The sequence below is a fragment of the Shewanella sp. QJM3NY_23 genome (assembly GCF_056173105.1).
In genome coordinates, this window is sequence record NZ_CM149657.1 from 2,943,578 (window position 1) to 2,965,139 (window position 21,562).

A 21,562-nucleotide genomic window follows, 5' to 3' on the forward strand; every position below is an offset into this window, starting at 1 on the left:
CCACGGCGCAAAACTGATGAGTAAGAAACTCCATATTAAAACTTGGGGCTGTCAGATGAATGAGTATGACTCATCAAAGATGGCCGACCTACTAGACGAATACCAAGGGTATACCTTAACGGATAATGCAGAAGAGGCAGACGTACTGCTGCTTAACACCTGCTCAATCCGTGAAAAAGCGCAAGAAAAGGTGTTTCACCAGCTTGGTCGCTGGAAAACCTTAAAAGATAAGAACCCAAGCCTTATCATTGGTGTTGGCGGCTGTGTCGCCTCGCAAGAAGGTAAGGCGATTAAAGACAGAGCCCAGTGTGTGGATCTGATCTTTGGGCCACAGACCTTGCACCGTTTGCCTGAAATGATTGACCAAATCCAGCAAGGCGGCAAAGCGGTTATCGATGTCAGTTTCCCTGAAATCGAAAAATTTGACCGTCTACCAGAGCCGCGTGCCGAAGGGCCGAGCGCCTTCGTGTCGATCATGGAAGGCTGTAGCAAGTACTGCTCTTTCTGCGTAGTGCCATACACTCGCGGTGAAGAGGTCAGCCGCCCGCTCGATGACGTCATTCTTGAGATTGCCCAATTGGCGGCTCAAGGGGTGCGTGAGGTCAATCTACTTGGCCAAAACGTGAATGCTTATCGTGGTGCCACCCACGACGATGACATCTGCACGTTTGCCGAACTGCTGCGTTATGTGGCAGCCATCGACGGTATCGACCGTATTCGTTTCACCACCAGCCACCCTATCGAGTTTACGCAAGACATCATAGATGTTTATGAAGATACCCCAGAATTGGTGAGCTTCCTGCACCTGCCTGTGCAGTCGGGTTCCGATCTGATTTTGACCCAAATGAAACGCGGTCATATGGCGATTGAATATAAATCTATCATTCGTCGTCTACGCAAAGCACGTCCCGATATTCAGATAAGCTCTGACTTTATTATTGGCTTTCCCGGTGAGTCGAAACAAGATTTCGCCGACACCATGAAACTGATAGAAGATGTGCAATTTGACCACAGCTTTAGCTTTATCTACAGCGCTCGTCCGGGCACGCCTGCGGCCGATTTGCCAGATGATGTATCAATGGAAGAGAAAAAAGAGCGCTTAGCCATATTGCAAGACAGGATCACCCAGCAAGCGATGCGTTACAGTCGTCAAATGCTCGGTACCGTGCAGCGTATCTTAGTCGAAGGGCCATCGGTTAAAAACCCTATGGAGCTACGTGGACGCACCGAAAATAACCGCGTGGTGAACTTCGAGGGCGATCCTAAGCACATTGGCAGCTTTGTCGATGTTGAAATTGTCGATGTTTACACTAACTCATTGCGCGGTATCTTTATCCGTGGTGAAGATGAGATGGACTTACGTCGCGACCTTCGCCCATCAGACATCTTGGCTAAGCATAAGAAAGATGATGAGCTAGGCGTCACCCAGTACATCCCTTAAACACTTGGGAAGTGACAACGTAAGTTGAATCAAAGCGACTGTGATCACAGTCGCTTTTTTATTGCTCGCTCGACTTGCCTGTACACATAGGCCACTAAACCTGTGGTTCCCTTTTGATGGAGTCGATCACTAAAATTAGCGTTAGCATTTCAACTTAATGCCTCGTAAACTGTCTGAGTTGACCCTATTTGTGGATACAGACAAACATCATTTGGAGTTATTTTTGTCAAATAAATTAACCACCCTCAATTTGTATCTCGAACCCGCTGACAGCCGCAGGCTTGCATCGCTATGCGGCCCTTTTGATGACAACATCAAACAGTTAGAACGCCGCATCGGTGTTGAGATCAATTACCGCAACAACCATTTTCAAATTGTTGGCCTGCCACGCAACTGCTTAACCGCCAACAACTTACTCAAAGAGCTGTATGTTGAAACCCAGCCTGTACGAGGCAGTACTCCTGACTTAGAGCCAGACGCTGTTCATATGGCCATTCAAGCTGCCATCGCGCTAGAGGCCGACGCCCCCCGCGATGACAAAGAGCTGTATATAAAAACCAAACGCGGTGTCATTAAGCCAAGAAACCCCAACCAAAGTGATTATGTGGCCAATATCGTCCGCCATGACATCAGCTTTGGCGTTGGCCCTGCTGGTACGGGTAAAACCTACCTTGCGGTCGCCGCCGCGGTCGATGCGCTCGAGCGCCAAGAGGTAAGACGCATCTTACTGACGCGCCCTGCGGTTGAAGCCGGTGAGAAACTGGGCTTTCTGCCAGGTGATTTAAGCCAAAAGGTCGATCCGTATCTGCGCCCGCTATACGATGCCCTCTTTGAGATGATGGGCTTTGAAAAAGTCGAACGATTAATTGAACGCAGCGTTATCGAAGTGGCGCCACTTGCCTATATGCGCGGACGAACCCTAAACGATGCCTTTATCATCTTAGACGAAAGCCAAAATACCACCGTCGAGCAGATGAAAATGTTTTTAACCCGCATCGGTTTTAATTCGCGCGCCGTGATCACCGGCGATATTACTCAGATCGATCTGCCCAAGCACCAAAAATCAGGCCTGCGTCACGCCATTGAAGTCCTTAGTGATGTCGATGAGGTGAGCTTTAACTTTTTCCAAGCCAAAGATGTGGTGCGCCACCCCGTTGTGGCCCGAATTGTCGAAGCTTATGAAGCCCATGAGCAAAAAATGGCTAGCGAAAAAGCCAAGCGCGCAAGCCAATACCAAACCCAGGAACAAGCCCAACATGATGTCTGATCACCCTACTCTTGCATTGAGTCTCGACCTGCAAATTGCAACCGACAGCCAAGCGCTTCCGACCCAGGCACAATTTGAAACCTGGGTGCGCTTAGCACTGGGCAACACTATGGCCGAAGCAGAAATGACGATTCGACTGGTTGACATAGAAGAGAGCCAACGCTTAAATCATAGCTATCGCGGTAAAGACAAGCCGACAAATGTGCTATCATTCCCGTTTGAAGCGCCTCCAGAAGTGGAATTACCACTACTTGGCGATTTAGTGATCTGCGTACCCGTTGTCGAAGCTGAAGCAAAACAACAAGATAAAGCCTTAGAAGCCCACTGGGCTCATATGGTTGTACATGGTTGTCTGCATCTGCTAGGGTATGATCACATCGATGATAGCGAAGCAGAAGAGATGGAGTCGTTAGAGACTCAACTGATTGAAAGCCTAGGCTTTCCTAATCCTTACAAGGAGCAATAATTGGCTGTAATAGCCAGGAAATTACTATGAGCGATGACATCCCACCGAGTACCAACGCCCACAAGAAGGGCTGGTTTGAAAAAGTAAGTCAGTTATTCCAGGGCGAACCACAGAGTCGCGACGAGTTAGTGGAAGTGATCCACGATGCAGAGCTAAGAGAAGTGATTAGCGAAGACACTCGCGAGATGATAAAAGGTGTTTTAGAAGTTTCCGATCTGCGCGTGCGTGACATCATGATCCCACGAGCACAAATTGTGGCGCTAAAGATTGATAGTACAGTTGAAGAACTGCTATCGACTGTCATTGGTTCTGCACACTCTCGCTTTCCTGTCGTCAACGAAGATAAAGATCATATCGAAGGCATTTTACTTGCCAAAGATCTGCTTAAGTACGGCTTTAAAAACAACGACGAACCTTTTTCTTTAGGCCAAGTGATCCGCCCGGCCGTGGTTGTACCAGAGAGCAAACGTGTCGATGTCTTATTAAAAGAGTTCCGCTCACAGCGCTACCACATGGCTATTGTCGTCGATGAATATGGTGGCGTATCAGGCTTAGTGACGATTGAAGATATTCTCGAAGAAATTGTCGGTGAAATTGAAGATGAATTTGACCACGATTCGGCCGAAGAAACGGAAATCCGTCAAGTGGGCAAACAGCTCTACATGGTAAAAGCCTTGACCCCCATTGAAGACTTTAATCAAAAATTCGGTACCCAATTTAGTGACGAAGAGTTTGATACGGTCGGTGGTTTAGTCTCCCATGCTTTTGGGCACCTGCCTGAGCGCAATGAAAAGGTGATGATCGACGATATCGAGTTTAAAGTCATTAGCGCCGATACCCGTAGACTGGTCCAGCTCAGGGTTAAACTGCCCGACAACCAAACTGACAACGATAACGACTAGTTTCGTATCCCCCTTGATGAGGCTTAAATGCTGCTACGACTTAGGGCTATAGCCCATCAACCTTGGCTAAAACTGGTGCTCGCCTATCTGGCGGGTGCCAGTACTGCCCTTGCGTTTGCTCCCTATGGCCTATGGCCCATCTATCTGGTTTCCATGGCCTTTGCCCTTGGACAAAGCCAACAATTAACCCCTAAACAGGCATTTTACTATTGGCTTAGCTTTGGCTTTGGCTGCTTCTCTATAGGCATTAGCTGGGTGCATGTGAGTATGGACACCTTCGGTGGCCTACCGCTGGCCGCCTCAATTGGATTAATGGCACTATTAGCCCTGTATTTGGCACTGTATCCTGCGCTGGCAGGCTATTTACTCGCCAAGCTGGCGCCGCAATCACATTACCTGCGCAACCTATTACTCTTCCCTGCCCTTTGGGTGCTCACCGAATGGTCTCGTGGCTGGGTATTGACGGGGTTTCCTTGGTTGTGGGCGGGATACAGCCAAACCAGCGGCCCGTTGAGTCCATTAGCCAGTGTTATTGGCGCAATCGGCCTCAGTTACCTAGTAGCGCTGTTGGCTGGCGCGCTTGCGTTGCTGTTTAGCGCTCATAAAACATCATTGGCAAAGCGTGGCGCGCCTTTCATCATCATCGTATTAGTGGCCTGCTCAGCGAGCTACATGGCCAAGGCACTGTCTCCCATCACGCCTACCGGCAAGCAGGTTAATGTCACCTTGGTGCAAGGCAATATTGCCCAAAGCATGAAATGGCAGCCCGAAGCGCTATGGCCCACCATGCTTAAATATATGGACTTGTCGCGACCAGAATTTGCCAATACCGACATTTTTATCTGGCCAGAGGCTGCAATTCCCGCTCCTGAAGATATGGTGAGTGATTTTCTCGACAATGCCAATCAGGTGGCCAATCTTAATAATAGTGCCATCATTACCGGCATTATTAGTCGTCAACAACAGCAGTTTTATAACTCGCTTATTGTCTTAGGTAATCATCAAGCACCGATACAAGCCAGCCCTGATTACCAAGCCAATGGGATCAATGAATTTAAAAAGCATCACCTATTACCCATTGGTGAATTTGTGCCTTTTGAGGCTTTACTGCGTCCGCTAGCGCCCTTTTTTAATTTACCCATGTCCTCATTTGCGCGCGGCGATTATCAGCAACCTAATCTCAATGCCCTAGGCCATCAAGTCGCGCCCGCTATTTGCTACGAAATTGCCTTTCCTGAGCAACTTCGCGCTAATGTGACCAGCGACACCGAACTACTGCTGACTGTGTCTAACGATGCGTGGTTTGGCCGCTCAAATGGCCCTTTGCAACATATGGAGATTGCCCAGATGCGGGCCATTGAACTGGGTCGGCCCTTAGTCAGGGGCACCAATAATGGCGTCACCGCAGTGGTTAATGTTGATGGCGAGATCACCGCCAGCTTACCGCAATTTGAAACCGGGGTATTACACGCAAGTATCCCACTTATGACAGGAACAACGCTGTTTAGCCGCTGGGGACAATGGCCAATATTGCTATTTAGTTGGGGCGTTTTGGGATATGTGATGGTACGCCGATGGTCGATGCGCTGAGCGATTAGCAATCACCCACAGCATCAGAATGAAAAGCGATTAAACATTAAGCTAAACAATAAGACCTAAGTTAAACACTTAGCCGTTTCGATAGTGATGGTAGCGCTAAGAACAAAGACTCATTAGCGCTACCGTGCGCCGTCAAAGAGATTGACGACACTCACAAGCTAACTCTAAGGCGTTAGCGCCTCACGAGTAAACTGCCCGCAATCACACTCAGGGCAGTCGGGGATCACTCCTGGAAACTCAATGCGCATCTCATGGCCACAGGCGGTGCACACTAACGTCCCTTGCCCGATAATTTCACCACTCTGATACAGGCCATTATGTTTAAAGTCTTGCGTGACCTCATGCCACTCCACTTGGCTACGGTCAGTAATTTCACTTAACCAATGCCATAACGTATTTTCTACCGCGATAACTGTAGGGCTATGGCTTAAGTCGGTAGCATTTTTCTCTTGCAAGTAATCAGCGATATCACGTTTTAAAAATTGTTCTACTAAAGCTAACTCTTCCGCTTTAGCTTGTTGTTTGAGAGCCAAAAAGTCCTTACTGTTAGTGACAACCTTATATAACTCCTTTACTGTCATAGAGTTATCGTCGGCAAAATCCAACTTAACCTGCGTGATCAGGGCCTGATAAAGCGATAGTAATTCGGCACTTCTTTGACTCATGTTCAATACTCCTTCATGCGAACCTTTTTAATGACTCACTTCTAGTTTATTCTATGCAGATCTCACTCGCGCACAACGTGCGCAAGATCAAATAATAGGCGACATGGCCGGGAATCATCAATGCAAGAGCAATATCTACCTTCAGAGATTGAAGCTAAGGTGCAGCAGCACTGGCAAGACACAAAAACATTTGAAGTAACCGAGGATGAAAGCAAGGAGAAGTTTTACTGCCTCTCGATGTTTCCATACCCTTCTGGCCGACTCCATATGGGCCATGTTCGCAACTACACCATAGGCGATGTAGTGGCACGTTACCAGCGTCTTCAGGGTAAAAATGTCCTACAACCTATCGGTTGGGATTCATTTGGCCTGCCAGCTGAAAATGCGGCAATCAATAACAAGACGGCGCCAGCCCCTTGGACTTACGAAAATATCGACTACATGAAAAACCAGCTGAAAATGCTGGGATTTGGCTACGACTGGAGCCGTGAAATCGCCACCTGTACCCCAGAGTACTACCGCTGGGAACAATGGTTCTTCACTAAGCTGTACGAAAAAGGCCTAGTCTATAAAAAAACCTCGGCGGTTAACTGGTGCCCCAACGATGAAACCGTACTCGCCAATGAGCAAGTACAGGACGGCTGCTGTTGGCGCTGTGACACCGAAGTGGTGCAAAAAGAGATCCCTCAGTGGTTTATTAAAATCACCGATTACGCCGAAGAGCTACTCAACGACATCGACCAACTCGATGAGTGGCCTGAGCAAGTTAAGACCATGCAGCGCAACTGGATTGGTCGCAGTGAAGGCATAGAGATGACCTTCCAAGTGGCTGATAGCGAGCAGAGTTTCGATATCTATACCACGCGTCCCGATACAGTTATGGGTGTGACTTATGTGGCGATTGCCGCCGGTCACCCACTCGCTGAGCAAGCCGCGGCCAACAACCCTACACTTAAAGACTTTATCGAAGAGTGTAAAAATGCCGACACCACCGAGGCCGCTATGGCTGCGATGGAGAAAAAAGGCGTCGATACTGGTCTTAAAGCGATTCATCCACTCACGGGTAAGTTAGTGCCTATTTGGGCAGCTAACTTTGTGTTGATGAACTACGGTACTGGCGCGGTGATGTCGGTTCCAGGTCATGACCAACGCGACTATGAATTTGCCACTAAATATGGCCTGCCAATCGAGGGCGTGATTAAGCCAGTCGATGGTGAGCTTGATATTAGTAAAGAAGCTTATACCGAAAAAGGCATTGTGTTTAACTCTGGCGACGCATTTCCAGAGCTAGATGGTCTGGACTTCCAAGCGGCATTCGATGCCATCGATGCCAAGCTATCGAGCGAAGGAAAAGGTAAGCGCCAAGTTAACTTCCGTTTGCGCGACTGGGGAGTTTCTCGTCAGCGTTACTGGGGTGCTCCTATTCCTATGGTCACACTCGCCGATGGCACTGTAATGCCAACGCCAGAAGATCAACTGCCGGTCATCTTGCCAGAAGATGTGGTGATGGATGGTATTCAAAGCCCAATCAAGGCGGACAAAGAGTGGGCCAAGACTCAAGTTAATGGCCAAGAAGCATTCAGAGAGACTGATACCTTTGACACCTTTATGGAGTCATCTTGGTACTATGCTCGTTACTGCAGCCCACACGCAGACCAGATGTTAGACCCTGCGAAAGCCAACTACTGGTTGCCTGTGGACCAATATATCGGTGGTATTGAGCACGCATGTATGCACCTGCTTTACTTCCGTTTTTTCCACAAGTTGCTGCGTGATATGGGCTTAGTCAACAGTGATGAGCCAGCCAAACGCCTACTGACTCAAGGAATGGTGTTGGCCGATGCTTTCTACTACAACGACGAGAAAGGCGCCCGCGTTTGGGTTTCACCAAATGATGCCACCGTCACTGAAACGGACGACAAAGGCCGTATCGTTAAAGCGGTAGACAGCCAAGGCCATGAATTGGTTTATACCGGCATGAGCAAGATGTCTAAATCTAAAAATAACGGTATTGACCCACAAGAGATGGTCGATAAATACGGCGCCGATACCGTACGCTTGTTTATGATGTTCGCTGCGCCACCAGAGCTAACTCTGGAATGGCAAGAGTCGAGTGTTGAAGGCGCGCATCGCTTTATCAAGCGTTTATGGAAACTGGCACACGACCATGTCTCTCAAGGGCCGACCACTAGCTTAGATCTCACTGCGCTCAATCCAGCACAGAAAGAGCTGCGCCGCGAGCTGCACAAGACCATTGCTAAAGTGGGTGATGATATTGAGCGTCGTCAGATGTTTAATACCGCCATCGCCTCGGTAATGGAGTTGATGAACCGTCTGCAAAAAGCCCCAGCAGAGAGCGAGCAAGACCGCGCCTTAATGCAACAAGCGCTTTGCGCTGTGGTACGCCTACTGTACCCAATCATTCCGCACACGTGTTTCAGCCTATGGCAAGCTTTAGGGCACGAACAAGCGATTGAAGAGGTGCTGTGGCCTGAAGTCGATCAAGCGGCGCTAGTGGAAGACAGTAAACTTATCATAGTGCAAGTTAACGGCAAGCTACGTGCTAAAATCACTGTCGCGGCCGATGCCGATAAAGACGCAGTTGAAGCTTTGGGTATGGCGCAAGAAGGCGTGATTAAACACACCGAAGGCAAAACCATACGTAAAGTGATTTATGTCCCTGGTAAGCTGCTCAATATCGTAGCAAGCTAACTGTCGCAAGCCCGGCACCTGAATAACCTTTGTGATTCAGGTGCTGCAATGCTCAGCCTATGTTGTTAGGCTGAGCATCATTACTTTAGGAAGAACAGACTCACTTATGTTTATTAAACGCCTGTGTTTCGCCCTGTTAACCCTGACCCTTTTGGCCACCAGCGGTTGCGGCTTTAAACTGCAGCGCAGTTACTCTATTCCCGATGCGCTAAAATCACTGCATCTTAGCAGTCAAGATCAATACAGCGAACTCACCCGCTTGGTACGTGAACGCTTACGTCTTAACAGCATCAATGTGGTTGACGCGAACGCGGCCTTACCCACGCTGAGCATCCTTAATGATTCACTCGACAGAACCACACTCTCCTTATATCCCACAGGGAATGTCGCCGAGTATGAGCTCAACTACCTAGTCTCATTTGCGGTGCAACTGCCTGAACGTGATGCACAGCGTTTTGAAGTGGCAATTCATCGCGACTACCTCGATGACCCGCGCACCGCACTGGCTAAAAGCCGTGAAATGGAGCTACTGGTTAAAGAGATGCGCATCCAAGCCGCAGACCAAATTATTCAAATTTTGGCTTCAATCGAGACTAATTGATGCGGATTTATCCAGATCAGTTAGCCAAACAGCTCACGCCATTAGCCCAATGCTATTTAGTCTTTGGCGATGATCCTTGGCTGTGCGAAACCAGTAAATCCTTAATCTACGCTCAAGCCAAACGCGACGGTTTCGAAGAGCGAATTCAACTCACCCAAGAAACAGGGTTTAATTGGCAAGACTTGCTCGAAGAGTGGAATACCATGAGCCTGTTCGCGAGCCGCCGTATTATTGAGTTGTCTTTACCCCAAGCCAAGCCTGGCAGTGATGGCAGTGCACAGTTGCAAGCGTTAATGCAACACGATAACCCCGATATCTTATTGCTGCTAACCGGACCCAAATTAGCCAGCGAACAGACTAAATCTAAGTGGTTTAAAAGTCTCGACGCCAAAGGCGTTTATATTCCGTGTACCACACCTGAAGGCGCGCAATTTCAGCGCTGGCTGCAAGGCAGAATCAGTCACTTCAAGTTACGGCTGACCCCAAATGCACAGCAGATGCTGTTTAACCTGTATGAAGGTAACTTGCTCGCCGCCGATCAAGCGTTGCAACTGCTGCAGTTGCTCAACCCTAACGATCTGATCGACAGCCAGCAACTTGAACAGTACTTTGAAGATCAATCTCGCTTTACCGTTTTCCAGTTAGCCGATGTGCTGCTTAATAATCAGCAAGATAAAGCGCAGCATATGTTGTCGCAACTGCAGGCCGAAGGCGTAGCCATGCCCATTTTATTGTGGAGCCAATTTAAAGAGCTGACCACGCTATTACAGCTAAAGCAAGCGCAAGAGCTGGGCGGCAATGTCAGTAGCTTATGGAGCAAACTGCGTATTTGGGATAAACGTAAAACGTTATACCAAGCGGCGCTGTCGCGTTTAAGCCTAACGCAAATCGAAGCCATGCTGGCGTTTGCATCCAAAACAGAGCTAAGACTCAAACAACAAGGCGTCGAAGATTGGACCGCTTTGAGCCACCTATGCCTGTTGTACGATCCCAGCGCTCACGAGCACTTGAGCCATATCGAATTAGCATAAAATGAATATCGGCTTGCTCGGCGGCACTTTTGACCCGATCCACTATGGTCACATCACACCGTTACTTGAGGTGCAGCAAGCACTTGGATTAGACCAAGTGTGGCTAATGCCAAATAATATTCCGCCGCACAAGCCTCAGCCTATGTGCAGCACTGCACACCGGCTGCAAATGGCGCGCTTAGTCTGCCAGCAATACCCACAAATGCAGGTATGTGATATTGAAATTAAACGTAGCAGCCCGTCATATTCAGTGGCCACGCTTAAACGTTTACGTACGGCGCACCCTAATGATCAACTGCTATTTATTATGGGCATGGACTCATTTATCAACCTCCCTAGCTGGCATCAATGGCAGCAATTACTCGAGCTGTGCCATTTGGTGGTATGCCAACGACCGGGCTGGCAACTAGCAAGCGACTCTCCCATGCAGCAGTTACTTGAACAGCGCCGCGGCGATAAAACCAGCCTAGCCATCGCCACAGAGCGGGGGCAATATGGCGGGCTTATTCTGCCAGTGGCCATTACAGAGCAACCTTACTCGTCGACGCAAATAAGAAAGCAACTGGCTAACAACACCTTGCCCGCTGACGCCATGCCCAAAGTCGTTAGCGACTATATCGCCGAGCACCAGCTGTACCGTTGATCGCGATACAGGCGTTGCTATTGGCGTTCTAATTTGCTAAAAATCCCCTGCTGATGCCGCCTATAGGCGATTACTTTGGCAAGATAACCTGTTATACTGCCCCGCTGTCAAAAATGAATGAGGAAAACCGCGTGCAAAGCGCCGAGCTAAAACAATTTGTCATCGACAAAGTCGAAGATTTAAAAGCAAGAGATATCACAGTATTAGATGTGAGTGAGCAATCAAATATCACCGATTTTATGGTGGTGTGCTCAGGAACATCTAAGACTCACGTAAAAGCAATTGCTGAAAACGTGGTACTAGAAGCTAAACGTGCCAACCTACACATCAATGGTGTTGAAGGTCGTGATAGCAGCGAATGGGTTCTCGTCGACCTAGGCGATGTTATTGTGCATGTGATGCAAGACAAGACTCGTGATTTTTACCAGCTTGAAAAGCTGTGGTCTGAAAAGCCAGAGTAATGAAGTTACAGTTAGTTGCCGTTGGCACCCGTATGCCCAGTTGGGTCACCACAGGATTTGAAGAGTATCAGCGCCGTTTTCCACGGGATATGCCTTTCGAATTAACTGAGATCCCAGCGGGTAAACGTGGAAAAAATGCCGATATAGCTCGAATTCTTCATAAAGAAGGCGAGCTGATGCTAGCGGCGATACCGAAAGGTAATCATATCGTTAGCCTCGATCTCCCCGGCAAAAACTGGACAACACCAGAACTGGCAACCCAGCTTAGCCGGTGGCAACATGATGGACGCGACGTAAGCTTACTGATTGGTGGTCCAGAAGGACTTGCCCCCGCCTGTAAGCAAGCGGCGACGCAAAGCTGGTGCCTTTCAGCACTGACATTACCTCACCCCTTGGTTAGGGTACTGGTGGCTGAGAGCCTTTATCGCGCTTGGAGCGTCAACAATAACCATCCCTATCATCGAGAATAACCCTTGCGCTCCTATGCCCGTAGGACACCACAGGATAGGCTAATGATTGCGAACACCAACTTACTGCTGGAGAGAGTATAATTGGCGCCACGTAAACGGATGGCGATGCATAACCATGCCGCCGAAGCCTCGCTGTTCAAGCGAAGAGCTATTTTTACTTTCGTATGTGTCGTGGTGTTATTGTGCATCCTGTTCACCAATCTCTATCAGTTACAGGTCCTCTCTTACACCGATTATGAAACCCGCTCCAATGACAATCGCATTCGAGTGGTTCCTGTTGCACCGAGTCGCGGCCTGATTTATGACCGCCATGGGCAACTGCTGGCAGAAAATCAACCCTTCTTCTCGCTTGAACTTATCCCCGAAAAAGTCACTGACGTAGCCTCGACCCTCGATGCGCTTAACGCGGTGATTGAGATCAGTAGCGATGAACGAGAAAATCTCCTCGAGGCCTTAAAATATCATCGCCGCTTCAAGCCTATTACGGTTAAAAACCGCCTAACAGAAGAGCAAGTCGCCGCCTTCAGTGTTAACCAACACCGATTTCCCGGTTTTTCTATCGACGCAGGCCTTAAACGTCATTACCCTTACAACGGTTTGATGACCCATGTACTTGGCTACGTCGGCCGGATTAATAACCGCGATCAAGCAGCCCTTCAAAGCGCTGGCTTATGGAAAAATTATGCCGCTACCAAAGACATTGGTAAGCAGGGAATCGAAAAGTTTTATGAAAATTTGTTGCACGGCACGCCAGGTCACCTAGAGGAAGAGGTCAATAACCGTGGTCGCACTATTAGGACTCTCAAGTCGGTCGCACCTGTACCAGGGCAAGATATCCACCTCACCTTAGATCTGCAGCTGCAAAAAAAGGCCATGGAGCTATTAGATGGCAGACGCGGCTCCATCGTGGCTATCGATCCCCGCGATGGCGGAATATTAGCCATGGTATCTAGTCCAACTTACGATCCGAACCAATTTGTACACGGCATTAGCTCTAAAGCCTATGGAGAGCTGCTTAACTCGCGCTCACGCCCCTTAATTAACCGCGCCACCCAAGGGCAATATGCGCCAGCATCAACGGTGAAACCCCATATGGCGCTATTAGGCTTAGAAGATAAAGTCGTCACCGCGAAAACCCGCGTCTGGGACCCAGGTTTTTGGCAGATCCCCAATGTCGATCATAAGTATCGCGATTGGAAACGCTGGGGCCATGGTTGGGTTGATGTCAATGATGCGCTAGTGCACTCCTGCGACACCTACTTCTATGATTTAGCATATAAAACTGGCATCGATAAGATGAGCCACTTTATGCAGCAATTTGGCTTTGGTGAACGTACCGGAGTGGATATTTTCGAGGAATCGGCCGGCATTATGCCCTCTCGCGAATGGAAACGGGCTAAGTATAATCAGCCTTGGTATATAGGTGACACCATTTCAGTGGGGATTGGCCAAGGGTATTGGACCACCACCCCGCTACAGCTTGCTAATTCAACGGCTATCTTAGCCAATAATGGCCAGCGATTTGTGCCTCACCTGCTTAAATCGGTGGAAAACGACACGACCAAGGTCGATACCTTGATCGATAAAATGCCCCCACTGGAACTGAAAGATCCCCGCAATTGGGAGATCATCAACACCGCCATGAAGGACACGGCGCATAAATCGCGCTTTGTCGACGCCGGTTACACCGCCGCGATGAAAACCGGTACGGCACAGGTATTTACCGTGGCAGAAGATGAAAAGTATGATGCCGACACCATTGATGAGCACCTGCGCGATAATGCGCTAATCATTGCTTATGCGCCCTATGAGTCACCCAAAATTGTATTAGCCGTGGTACTCGAAAATGCCGGCTGGGGTGGCGCTAACGCAGGCCCAGTAGCACGCGCCTTACTCGATGAATATATTCTCAGAGATGAGCCTGCCACCATCACCGCCGGAGCACCGCACCATGACCGCCCATAGCCACCGCCCTAACATCTGGCAACGTTTACACATAGACCTGCCCCTGCTGTTGGGGATTTTGGCACTGATGTGCTTTGGCCTATTTGTTATCTATTCTGCTGGCGGTGAAGATATTGCCCTAATGGAACGCCAGTTAGTGCGTATCGGCCTATCACTGGCCATCATGCTATTTGTGGCGCAGATCAACCCTGAAGTTCTCAGGCGCTGGGCATTTCCTATCTATATTGCCGGGATAGTACTGTTGCTGGGGGTGCATTTTTTTGGCGAGATCAACAAAGGGGCTCAGCGCTGGTTAAACTTAGGCTTTATGGAGTTTCAACCCTCAGAGCTGATTAAACTGGCCTTTCCCATCACTATGGCCTGGTATATCAGTAAGTTTCCGCTACCGCCAAAGAAACGCTACCTAGCGGGTGCTGGGGTGTTACTGCTGGTCCCAACCTTGTTGATTGCCAAACAACCTGATTTAGGCACTTCGATTTTGGTGGCCGCATCAGGGATATTTGTACTGTTTTTGTCGGGCATGAGCTGGGCGATTGTCGGCAGCTTTGTCGGCGGCGTACTCGCCATGTTACCCGTGCTGTGGTTTTTCTTAATGCACGACTACCAGCGCACACGAGTATTAACCTTACTCGATCCTGAAAAAGATCCCCTGGGCGCGGGCTACCATATTATTCAGTCGAAAATAGCTATCGGCTCAGGAGGTTTATGGGGCAAGGGCTGGCTAGAGGGGACGCAGTCACAACTAGAATTCTTACCCGAGCGCCATACCGATTTTATCTTCGCGGTCATTGGTGAAGAGTTTGGCTTAATAGGTAGCCTATTGTTATTGGCGCTCTATTTATATGTGATTGGCCGCGGCTTAGTGATAGCGGCGCGGGCACAAACCAGTTTTGCCCGTTTACTCGCAGGCAGTATTACTTTAACCTTCTTTGTGTATATTTTTGTCAACATAGGCATGGTGTCGGGTATTTTACCTGTGGTCGGTGTGCCATTACCCTTAATTAGTTACGGTGGTACCTCGATGCTGACGCTGATGACAGGCTTTGGTATCTTAATGAGCATCCATACCCATAGACGTTTTGTCGACCGATAACGGAGCACAGAGTGAAGCTAAGATTGCCCCTCATTGCCATTATGGCGGCCCTCACACTGGGCCTATCCTCACTAACGCCCCATGCCGCAACTGCGGTAGCAGCCGATGGTGATATTCGCGCCGCTAAGCAAGCCTTTATTCAAACACAACTCGATGCAGGTTTTACCCAGCAAGAAATTGAGCAGTTTCTTGCCAAGGCTAATTATAACCAAAAAGTCATTGATGCAATCACCACCCCATGGGAAGCCAAGCCCTGGCACCTTTATCAGCCTATTTTTCTCACCGAGCAACGCCTAACAAAGGGAGTAGAGTTTTGGCAGCGTTATGCCGACACCCTAACCAAGGCGGCCAATGAATTTCAGGTCGAGCCCGAGATCATTGTCGCCATTATCGGTATCGAAACCTTTTACGGGGGCTATTTGGGTAATTACCCTGTGGTTGATGCCCTTTACACTTTAGGCTTCCATTACCCACCTAGAGCGAGCTTCTTTAGTAAAGAGCTGGCTAATCTGCAAATGCTCGCCAAAGAAGAGCAGCTGGATATTACCAACCTAAAAGGCTCATATGCGGGCGCGATGGGCTTTGGTCAATTTATCCCCTCTAGTTATCGCCATTACGCGGTGGATTTTGATAATGACGGCCAGCGTGACTTAATTGGTAATCCTATCGATGCCATTGGCAGCGTTGCTAACTACTTTCATCAACATCGCTGGCGCAAAGGTGAGCCAGTGGCATTGCCATTGACCAGTCATGTGCTGCCAGAACATTTACAAGTGTGGCAAGGTGAAAAATTACATTATCGGGTGGCAGATATACTCTCGCCACAGATAGCCCTGGGCCAAAATACCGATTTAGATATCAGCCAACTGGCGATGATTGTTGAACTGGAGCAAGCTGAGCAAACCGATTATTGGTTAGGATTGCACAACTTTTATGTGATCACCCGTTATAATCGTAGTCCCTTGTATGCTATGGCTGTGTATCAATTCAGCCAACAACTTAAAGACGCCTATGCTAAATAGTTACCGCTTTTATCACAGTAGTCGCCACCTGTATCATGCCAGCCTCATGGCATTGATTTTACTACTTGCAGCGTGCTCATCAAGTAGCGATCGCCGCTATAAAATGAGTGACGATGCGGCGCCTAAACACACCCCAGATGTGACTAAGGTTGAAGACGCGCACCCTAGATTTGAGCCCTACAGCCGCGGCGGAAATCGTAAAAGCTACACGGTACGCGGTAAGACCTACAGCGTACTCGATACAGGTAAAGGCTACCAACAAGCGGGTGTGGCATCGTGGTATGGCGCCAAGTTTCATGGCCACCTCACCTCGAATGGTGAAACCTATGATATGTATTCAATGTCGGCGGCTCACAAAACCCTGCCTTTACCCAGTTACGCTAGAATCACTAACCTAGCCAACAGCAAGAGCGTTATTGTGCGTGTGAACGACCGTGGCCCGTTTCATGATGACCGCTTGATTGATTTGTCTTACGCCGCCGCCCATCGACTCGATATGCTTAAAACCGGTACAGCTAAAGTTAATGTAGAGGTCATTTACATAGAGGACCCCGAATCTGTAGCACTTGCAGAACTACAAAATACCGACTTACATTATGTGCAAGTGGTAGCCTTATCGGACAAACAACGCATCAACATGCTTGCCGACCAGTTAGCCAACCAATACAAGGTAAAGACGCGTATTCTGCAAGCGGGCAACTTGTATAAGCTTCAACTCGGGCCCATTGGCCGACAGCAAATTGCCACAGAGTTACATCAAAACTTAAGGCAAAATGGTTTTCCTCAAAGTTACTTAGTCACAGAGTAGGCGAATAATCGACTCAATTTAATGAAGATTAATGAACCTTCACTGAATTACACGGTCGACTAATGTTATACTCGACTTGATAGCTGCTTTCTTTTCGCATTCAACCAAAAGACGTGCCTTTTTAATATGAAATTGATAAATCAATACGCAAAATCACTGCTCCTTCTAAGCTCACTCTCCTTTACCGCAGCCAGCGCCGCGCCGGTGGTTACGCCAGATGCACCTAAGGTTGCTGCTAAAGCCTACATCTTAATGGATTACCATTCAGGTCAAATTATTGCTGAAGAAAATGCCTATGAAAGCTTAAACCCAGCGAGCTTGACCAAAATGATGACCAGTTACGTCATAGGCCATGAGATAAAAGTAGGTAATATCGCACCTACCGATCAGGTCACTATTAGCAAAAAAGCCTGGTCTAAAAACTTCCCAGATTCGTCTAAGATGTTTATCGAAGTAGGAAAACAGGTGTCTGTAGACGATCTTAATCGCGGGATCATTATTCAATCGGGTAACGATGCTTGTGTAGCAATGGCAGAGCATATTGCAGGTACAGAAGATGGTTTTGTGGACATGATGAATTCATGGGCCAAGCAGCTAGGCATGACCGACAGTTACTTTGAAAACTCCCACGGTCTTGACTCTGAAAATCATAAAACTACCGCTTATGACATGGCAATTCTTGGCGCAGCACTTATCCGTGATGTACCAGAAGAGTATCGAGTCTACTCAGAAAAATCCTTTACCTACAATGGTATTAAGCAATACAACCGAAACGGTTTATTGTGGGACAAAAGCTTAAATGTCGATGGCATTAAAACAGGCCACACGTCAGGTGCTGGTTATAACCTTGTCACGTCAGCGACTAAAGATGGTATGCGCCTTATTTCAGTAGTCATGGGCACCGCTAGCGAGTCGGCTCGTAAAGCGGAAAGCAAAAAGCTACTCAATTATGGTTTCCGTTTCTTCGAGACCATTACTCCATATCAAGCCGGTGACAGCTTTGTTACCCAAAAAATTTGGTACGGCGACCGAGAAACTGTTGATCTAGGCGTCACCACAGACACCCCTATCACCATTTACCGTGGCCAGGCACAAAACCTCCAAGCTAACTTTGAGCTCAATAAAGAACTTACCGCGCCACTCGCCAAAGGTGAAGTTGTCGGACGCCTCTATTTCCAGCTTGATGGTAAAGATGTAGCCCAGTTCCCACTCGTTACCTTACAAGAAGTCAATGAAGGTAGCTGGTTCAGTAAGTTAATGGATTACTTCAAGCAGATGTTTGCCAGCTGGTTCAGCTAGTTTAACCGCGCAATACTAAGGTCACCTCAGGGTGGCCTTTTTGTTTTACCTTACAGGGGTTGAATTAGGTATAATGCGCCCCATTTAATACCTCATCTATTTCGGCAAGAGATTAAAACCAATGTTAGACACTAAGTTTCACGAGCTCATGGAGTTCCCTGCAGCATTTCCGTTTAAAGTTGTTGGTGATGCAAGAGACACACTGGCCGATGATGTCGTTGCCGTTGTGCAACGCCATGTACCTGGTGACTATATTCCGACCACTAGAGCGTCGAGCAAGGGCACTTATAACTCCATCACCATCAAAGTGACGGTCAACAGCAAAGAACAAATCGAGACCCTATACGTTGAGTTAGCTGCGATTGACGGTGTTAAACGCGTACTCTAATGTAGCGTCATGCAAGAAGAAGTGTGATCTATATTACATTTCTTAATTTCGCGCGTATAATAAGCGCACAAAATGCTAAGGGGAGAGGTTGCCCTTGAAGGATAAGGTTTTACACATTCGTCATCTTGGTCGTCAAGATTACGAATCGGTATGGCATGCCATGCAGCATTATACCGATACTCGCGATGAACACAGCCAAGATGAACTTTGGATAGTAGAGCACCCAGCCGTTTTTACCCAAGGTCAAGCCGGTAAGAGTGAACACATACTTAATCCAGGTGACATCCCCGTTATTCAAGTCGATAGAGGTGGCCAAGTCACCTATCATGGACCTGGACAACTGGTAGCGTACCCTTTACTGGATATCAAGCGTCTCAAAATTGGGGTGCGCCAGCTGGTGACCGATATAGAGCAAAGCATCGTCAGCATGCTAGCCATGTACGATATCCAAGCGTATCCTAAAGCCGATGCGCCGGGTGTCTATGTCGATGAGCGTAAAATTGCCTCTCTCGGGTTACGTATCCGCAAAGGATGCTCGTTTCATGGCCTTGCACTTAATGTCGATATGGATATGTCACCATTTCAACGCATCAACCCCTGTGGATATGCCGGTTTAGAGATGGCGCAATGCAAACCGTTAAACGGACCTCAAACTGTTATAGAGGCAGGCGAAAAACTTATCCAAACCTTTAGCCAAACACTGGGCTATCATCATTTAGAACATCATCAAGGGTTAGCAAAGTCATATGAATAGGCCTGAAAGACTACAACCGGGAGTTAAGTTACGTGACGCCGATAAGGTCTCACGCATTCCTGTTAAGATCGTGCCTTCAGAGCGCGAAACAATGTTACGTAAACCCGATTGGTTAAGGGTAAAATTACCTGCTTCTAATCAGCGTATTATCGACATCAAACAAGCACTACGTAAAAACGGTTTGCACTCTGTCTGCGAAGAAGCATCTTGCCCTAACTTAGCAGAGTGCTTTAACCATGGCACAGCTACCTTCATGATTTTGGGTGCTATTTGTACTCGACGCTGTCCATTTTGTGACGTAGCCCATGGCCGACCACTAAAGCCTGATGCCGAAGAGCCCGTCAAGCTTGCACAAACGATTCGCGATATGAAGCTCAAATATGTGGTGATCACCTCTGTCGATCGTGACGATCTTAGAGACGGTGGAGCACAACATTTTGCCGACTGCATTCGTGAAATTCGGATATTAAATCCAGAGATCAAAATTGAGATTCTCGTGCCTGACTTCAGAGGCCGTATTGATGCGGCGCTGGACATATTAGCCACTGAGCCGCCTGATGTGTTTAACCACAACTTAGAAACGGCACCTAAGCACTATCGTAAGGCCCGTCCTGGCGCCAACTATCAATGGTCACTGGATCTGCTGAAGAAATTTAAAGAACGTCATCCATCAATACCAACGAAGTCTGGATTGATGATGGGACTTGGTGAAACCAACGAAGAGATCGCTGAAGTATTGCAAGATCTGCGCGCTCATAACGTCGAGATGCTCACGCTAGGGCAATATCTTCAGCCATCTAAGTTTCACCTACCTGTAGAACGTTATGTTCCGCCTGCGGAGTTTGACGAGCTAAGAGAGTTTGCCGAAAAGATAGGCTTTACCCATGCAGCATGTGGCCCAATGGTTCGTTCTAGCTACCATGCCGATCTGCAAGCGCAAGGCAAAGAAGTTAAATAAGCGCTTCTTTTAACCACAACAAGTTTTAATCTAAAAATAGCGCCGCAAGGCGCTATTTTTTTATCACAATATTTGTTGCAAGCAAGCCTATAATAATCGCTCCATCAACACCGCATCTTCCTTGCCTAGCTCATGTTGATAATAGTTAACCCGTAAACCAGTACGAACAAAACCCGCCATTTCATACAAACGGATCACCGCAGAGCTCGATGCCCTGACCTCTAACATTATCCGCTCTGCACCACCAGAGGCCGCTAAATCGACTACAGCATCTAATAACACTCTACCAAGTCCTTTGCCTTGATTTTCTGGTGACACGCAAATATCCATCAATGTGGCGTCCTCAAATAACAAATGCAAAATGGCAAATCCTGCGAGGTCGCCATCAATCTCAAGACCAATCACATGATAGAAACGCCCAAAGCAACTCTCAAGCGTTGCTATAGACATAGGAAATGGATGACAACGTTGCTCTATTTCAGCAACGTTGGCCGCATCTGCCAGCGATAAAGCCCTTAACTTATAATGCATGCTGTTGCTCGCATATCGATTGCCAAAGCGCCCGCTTAGCCTGAACGTCACGCTCAAGCTCATTCAAAGGGGCAGAGCTGATAACAGAGTTCACTTTAGGCAGCTTTAACTTACGCATATCCCAAAGAATATTTTGTTGTAATTTAGTGGTTAGTTGCACTTGTGCGGGTTCTACATCAACAAGCCTAAGCACAATTTGGATGATCGGATGACTGAGATCGAGTTGCCCCCCATGATCTAGCAGAATAATAGCCGTAGGCAAAACATTATTAGCATCGGTCCAACGGGTTATCCCCATCGCGTCCAAATAATCGTCTCTATTCAAGTTCACTCCAACCAATCCAAATACGACACAAGAATACCAGTTACACAGTTAGAATGTCACTGGAGTAACTAAAGCAAGTCGTTAAACACGAGGAAGATGGCAAACACTGTGACAGGTATTAACGCAGTAAACGTGTCAATCGACATCCACGCTTAATAAAA

The 21,562-nt window shown here is 48.0% G+C and carries 22 protein-coding genes; 19 read left to right on the plus strand and 3 right to left on the minus strand.

The features are described 5' to 3' along the window. Nucleotides 1-16 precede the first annotated feature (16 nt). The 5 genes from miaB (at nucleotide 17) to lnt (ending at nucleotide 5,666) form a co-directional block, all read left to right on the plus strand. Nucleotides 17-1,441, plus strand: coding sequence for a tRNA (N6-isopentenyl adenosine(37)-C2)-methylthiotransferase MiaB (gene miaB / locus AC0VXX_RS13100; protein WP_475514596.1), 1,425 nt, complete (start codon nucleotides 17-19; stop codon nucleotides 1,439-1,441). Nucleotides 1,442-1,664: 223 nt separating this feature from the next. Further along, entirely contained in the window at nucleotides 1,665-2,708 is a 1,044-nt protein-coding gene (locus tag AC0VXX_RS13105) for a PhoH family protein (RefSeq protein WP_475514597.1), read from the plus strand. Continuing rightward, nucleotides 2,698-3,174: an rRNA maturation RNase YbeY gene (gene ybeY, locus AC0VXX_RS13110; RefSeq protein ID WP_110457829.1), complete on the plus strand. Its 477-nt coding sequence runs from the start codon at nucleotides 2,698-2,700 to the stop codon at nucleotides 3,172-3,174. Before AC0VXX_RS13105 ends, ybeY begins: the two co-directional genes overlap by 11 nt. A 26-nt stretch (nucleotides 3,175-3,200) precedes the next feature. After that, nucleotides 3,201-4,076, plus strand: a complete 876-nt coding sequence (gene corC / locus AC0VXX_RS13115) for a CNNM family magnesium/cobalt transport protein CorC (protein ID WP_475514598.1) — start codon at nucleotides 3,201-3,203, stop codon at nucleotides 4,074-4,076. A 27-nt stretch (nucleotides 4,077-4,103) separates the two neighbouring features. After that, nucleotides 4,104-5,666 carry an apolipoprotein N-acyltransferase gene (gene lnt, locus AC0VXX_RS13120; RefSeq protein WP_475514599.1) on the plus strand — a complete coding sequence of 521 codons (1,563 nt, stop codon included), beginning with the start codon at nucleotides 4,104-4,106 and terminating at the stop codon, nucleotides 5,664-5,666. Between the two features lie 173 nt (nucleotides 5,667-5,839). Here the strand turns inward: lnt and AC0VXX_RS13125 are convergent, their stop codons facing one another. Next, complete coding sequence (locus tag AC0VXX_RS13125) at nucleotides 5,840-6,340, minus strand: zinc ribbon-containing protein (RefSeq protein ID WP_475514600.1); 501 nt, start codon at nucleotides 6,338-6,340, stop codon at nucleotides 5,840-5,842. A gap of 120 nt (nucleotides 6,341-6,460) precedes the next feature. Between AC0VXX_RS13125 and leuS the strand changes: the two genes are divergently transcribed. From leuS to lipA, 14 genes are all read left to right on the plus strand, one after another. Then, entirely contained in the window at nucleotides 6,461-9,052 is a 2,592-nt protein-coding gene (gene leuS, locus AC0VXX_RS13130; RefSeq protein WP_475514601.1) for a leucine--tRNA ligase, read from the plus strand. Nucleotides 9,053-9,158: 106 nt separating this feature from the next. Next, a complete protein-coding gene (locus AC0VXX_RS13135) occupies nucleotides 9,159-9,653 on the plus strand; it encodes an LPS-assembly lipoprotein LptE (RefSeq protein ID WP_475514602.1) in 495 nt (164 codons plus the stop codon). Next, on the plus strand, nucleotides 9,653-10,684 hold the full coding sequence (gene holA, locus AC0VXX_RS13140) for a DNA polymerase III subunit delta (RefSeq protein ID WP_475514603.1): 1,032 nt from the start codon (nucleotides 9,653-9,655) through the stop codon (nucleotides 10,682-10,684). Before AC0VXX_RS13135 ends, holA begins: the two co-directional genes overlap by 1 nt. 1 nt (nucleotide 10,685) lies before the next feature. Continuing rightward, nucleotides 10,686-11,327: a nicotinate-nucleotide adenylyltransferase gene (gene nadD, locus AC0VXX_RS13145; RefSeq protein WP_475514604.1), complete on the plus strand. Its 642-nt coding sequence runs from the start codon at nucleotides 10,686-10,688 to the stop codon at nucleotides 11,325-11,327. A 131-nt stretch (nucleotides 11,328-11,458) separates the two neighbouring features. After that, nucleotides 11,459-11,788, plus strand: a complete 330-nt coding sequence (rsfS, locus tag AC0VXX_RS13150; RefSeq protein WP_110457874.1) for a ribosome silencing factor — start codon at nucleotides 11,459-11,461, stop codon at nucleotides 11,786-11,788. Continuing rightward, entirely contained in the window at nucleotides 11,788-12,258 is a 471-nt protein-coding gene (gene rlmH / locus AC0VXX_RS13155) for a 23S rRNA (pseudouridine(1915)-N(3))-methyltransferase RlmH (RefSeq protein ID WP_119978369.1), read from the plus strand. Before rsfS ends, rlmH begins: the two co-directional genes overlap by 1 nt. Before the next feature lie 81 nt (nucleotides 12,259-12,339). Then, nucleotides 12,340-14,223 (plus strand): penicillin-binding protein 2, encoded by a 1,884-nt coding sequence (mrdA, locus tag AC0VXX_RS13160; protein WP_475514605.1) that lies wholly within the window; start codon nucleotides 12,340-12,342, stop codon nucleotides 14,221-14,223. Next, on the plus strand, nucleotides 14,210-15,316 hold the full coding sequence (gene rodA / locus AC0VXX_RS13165; RefSeq protein WP_475514606.1) for a rod shape-determining protein RodA: 1,107 nt from the start codon (nucleotides 14,210-14,212) through the stop codon (nucleotides 15,314-15,316). Before mrdA ends, rodA begins: the two co-directional genes overlap by 14 nt. 41 nt (nucleotides 15,317-15,357) lie before the next feature. Beyond that, entirely contained in the window at nucleotides 15,358-16,338 is a 981-nt protein-coding gene (gene mltB, locus AC0VXX_RS13170; RefSeq protein ID WP_475517031.1) for a lytic murein transglycosylase B, read from the plus strand. Nucleotides 16,339-16,384: 46 nt separating this feature from the next. Continuing rightward, on the plus strand, nucleotides 16,385-17,146 hold the full coding sequence (locus tag AC0VXX_RS13175) for a septal ring lytic transglycosylase RlpA family protein (protein WP_475517032.1): 762 nt from the start codon (nucleotides 16,385-16,387) through the stop codon (nucleotides 17,144-17,146). A 126-nt stretch (nucleotides 17,147-17,272) separates the two neighbouring features. Beyond that, nucleotides 17,273-18,445, plus strand: a complete 1,173-nt coding sequence (locus AC0VXX_RS13180) for a serine hydrolase (RefSeq protein ID WP_475514607.1) — start codon at nucleotides 17,273-17,275, stop codon at nucleotides 18,443-18,445. 121 nt (nucleotides 18,446-18,566) lie between these two features. Then, the gene (gene ybeD / locus AC0VXX_RS13185; protein ID WP_475514608.1) at nucleotides 18,567-18,833 is read left to right on the plus strand and encodes a DUF493 family protein YbeD; all 267 of its coding nucleotides are present in this window, start codon (nucleotides 18,567-18,569) and stop codon (nucleotides 18,831-18,833) included. A gap of 94 nt (nucleotides 18,834-18,927) precedes the next feature. Continuing rightward, nucleotides 18,928-19,587: a lipoyl(octanoyl) transferase LipB gene (gene lipB, locus AC0VXX_RS13190; RefSeq protein ID WP_475514609.1), complete on the plus strand. Its 660-nt coding sequence runs from the start codon at nucleotides 18,928-18,930 to the stop codon at nucleotides 19,585-19,587. Beyond that, the gene (gene lipA, locus AC0VXX_RS13195; protein ID WP_110457843.1) at nucleotides 19,580-20,545 is read left to right on the plus strand and encodes a lipoyl synthase; all 966 of its coding nucleotides are present in this window, start codon (nucleotides 19,580-19,582) and stop codon (nucleotides 20,543-20,545) included. Before lipB ends, lipA begins: the two co-directional genes overlap by 8 nt. An 87-nt stretch (nucleotides 20,546-20,632) precedes the next feature. Here lipA and rimI read toward each other — a convergent pair whose 3' ends face one another. Beyond that, the gene (gene rimI / locus AC0VXX_RS13200; RefSeq protein WP_475514610.1) at nucleotides 20,633-21,076 is read right to left on the minus strand and encodes a ribosomal protein S18-alanine N-acetyltransferase; all 444 of its coding nucleotides are present in this window, start codon (nucleotides 21,074-21,076) and stop codon (nucleotides 20,633-20,635) included. Continuing rightward, on the minus strand, nucleotides 21,066-21,401 hold the full coding sequence (locus tag AC0VXX_RS13205) for a DNA polymerase III subunit psi (protein WP_475514611.1): 336 nt from the start codon (nucleotides 21,399-21,401) through the stop codon (nucleotides 21,066-21,068). Before AC0VXX_RS13205 ends, rimI begins: the two co-directional genes overlap by 11 nt. Between the last annotated feature and the right edge of the window lie 161 nt (nucleotides 21,402-21,562).

What these genes read in the sequence shown, in the direction of transcription:
- miaB (WP_475514596.1), top strand. Translation starts at nt 17, where the DNA reads ATGAGTAAGAAACTCCATATTAAAACTTGGGGCTGTCAGATGAATGAG.
- lnt (WP_475514599.1), top strand. Translation starts at nt 4,104, where the DNA reads ATGCTGCTACGACTTAGGGCTATAGCCCATCAACCTTGGCTAAAACTG.
- AC0VXX_RS13125 (WP_475514600.1), bottom strand. Translation starts at nt 6,340, where the DNA reads ATGAGTCAAAGAAGTGCCGAATTACTATCGCTTTATCAGGCCCTGATC.
- AC0VXX_RS13135 (WP_475514602.1), top strand. Translation starts at nt 9,159, where the DNA reads ATGTTTATTAAACGCCTGTGTTTCGCCCTGTTAACCCTGACCCTTTTG.
- leuS (WP_475514601.1), top strand. Translation starts at nt 6,461, where the DNA reads ATGCAAGAGCAATATCTACCTTCAGAGATTGAAGCTAAGGTGCAGCAG.
- nadD (WP_475514604.1), top strand. Translation starts at nt 10,686, where the DNA reads ATGAATATCGGCTTGCTCGGCGGCACTTTTGACCCGATCCACTATGGT.
- holA (WP_475514603.1), top strand. Translation starts at nt 9,653, where the DNA reads ATGCGGATTTATCCAGATCAGTTAGCCAAACAGCTCACGCCATTAGCC.
- corC (WP_475514598.1), top strand. Translation starts at nt 3,201, where the DNA reads ATGAGCGATGACATCCCACCGAGTACCAACGCCCACAAGAAGGGCTGG.
- ybeY (WP_110457829.1), top strand. Translation starts at nt 2,698, where the DNA reads ATGATGTCTGATCACCCTACTCTTGCATTGAGTCTCGACCTGCAAATT.
- mltB (WP_475517031.1), top strand. Translation starts at nt 15,358, where the DNA reads ATGGCGGCCCTCACACTGGGCCTATCCTCACTAACGCCCCATGCCGCA.
- AC0VXX_RS13180 (WP_475514607.1), top strand. Translation starts at nt 17,273, where the DNA reads ATGAAATTGATAAATCAATACGCAAAATCACTGCTCCTTCTAAGCTCA.
- lipA (WP_110457843.1), top strand. Translation starts at nt 19,580, where the DNA reads ATGAATAGGCCTGAAAGACTACAACCGGGAGTTAAGTTACGTGACGCC.
- AC0VXX_RS13175 (WP_475517032.1), top strand. Translation starts at nt 16,385, where the DNA reads ATGGCATTGATTTTACTACTTGCAGCGTGCTCATCAAGTAGCGATCGC.
- rodA (WP_475514606.1), top strand. Translation starts at nt 14,210, where the DNA reads ATGACCGCCCATAGCCACCGCCCTAACATCTGGCAACGTTTACACATA.
- rlmH (WP_119978369.1), top strand. Translation starts at nt 11,788, where the DNA reads ATGAAGTTACAGTTAGTTGCCGTTGGCACCCGTATGCCCAGTTGGGTC.
- ybeD (WP_475514608.1), top strand. Translation starts at nt 18,567, where the DNA reads ATGTTAGACACTAAGTTTCACGAGCTCATGGAGTTCCCTGCAGCATTT.
- rimI (WP_475514610.1), bottom strand. Translation starts at nt 21,076, where the DNA reads ATGCATTATAAGTTAAGGGCTTTATCGCTGGCAGATGCGGCCAACGTT.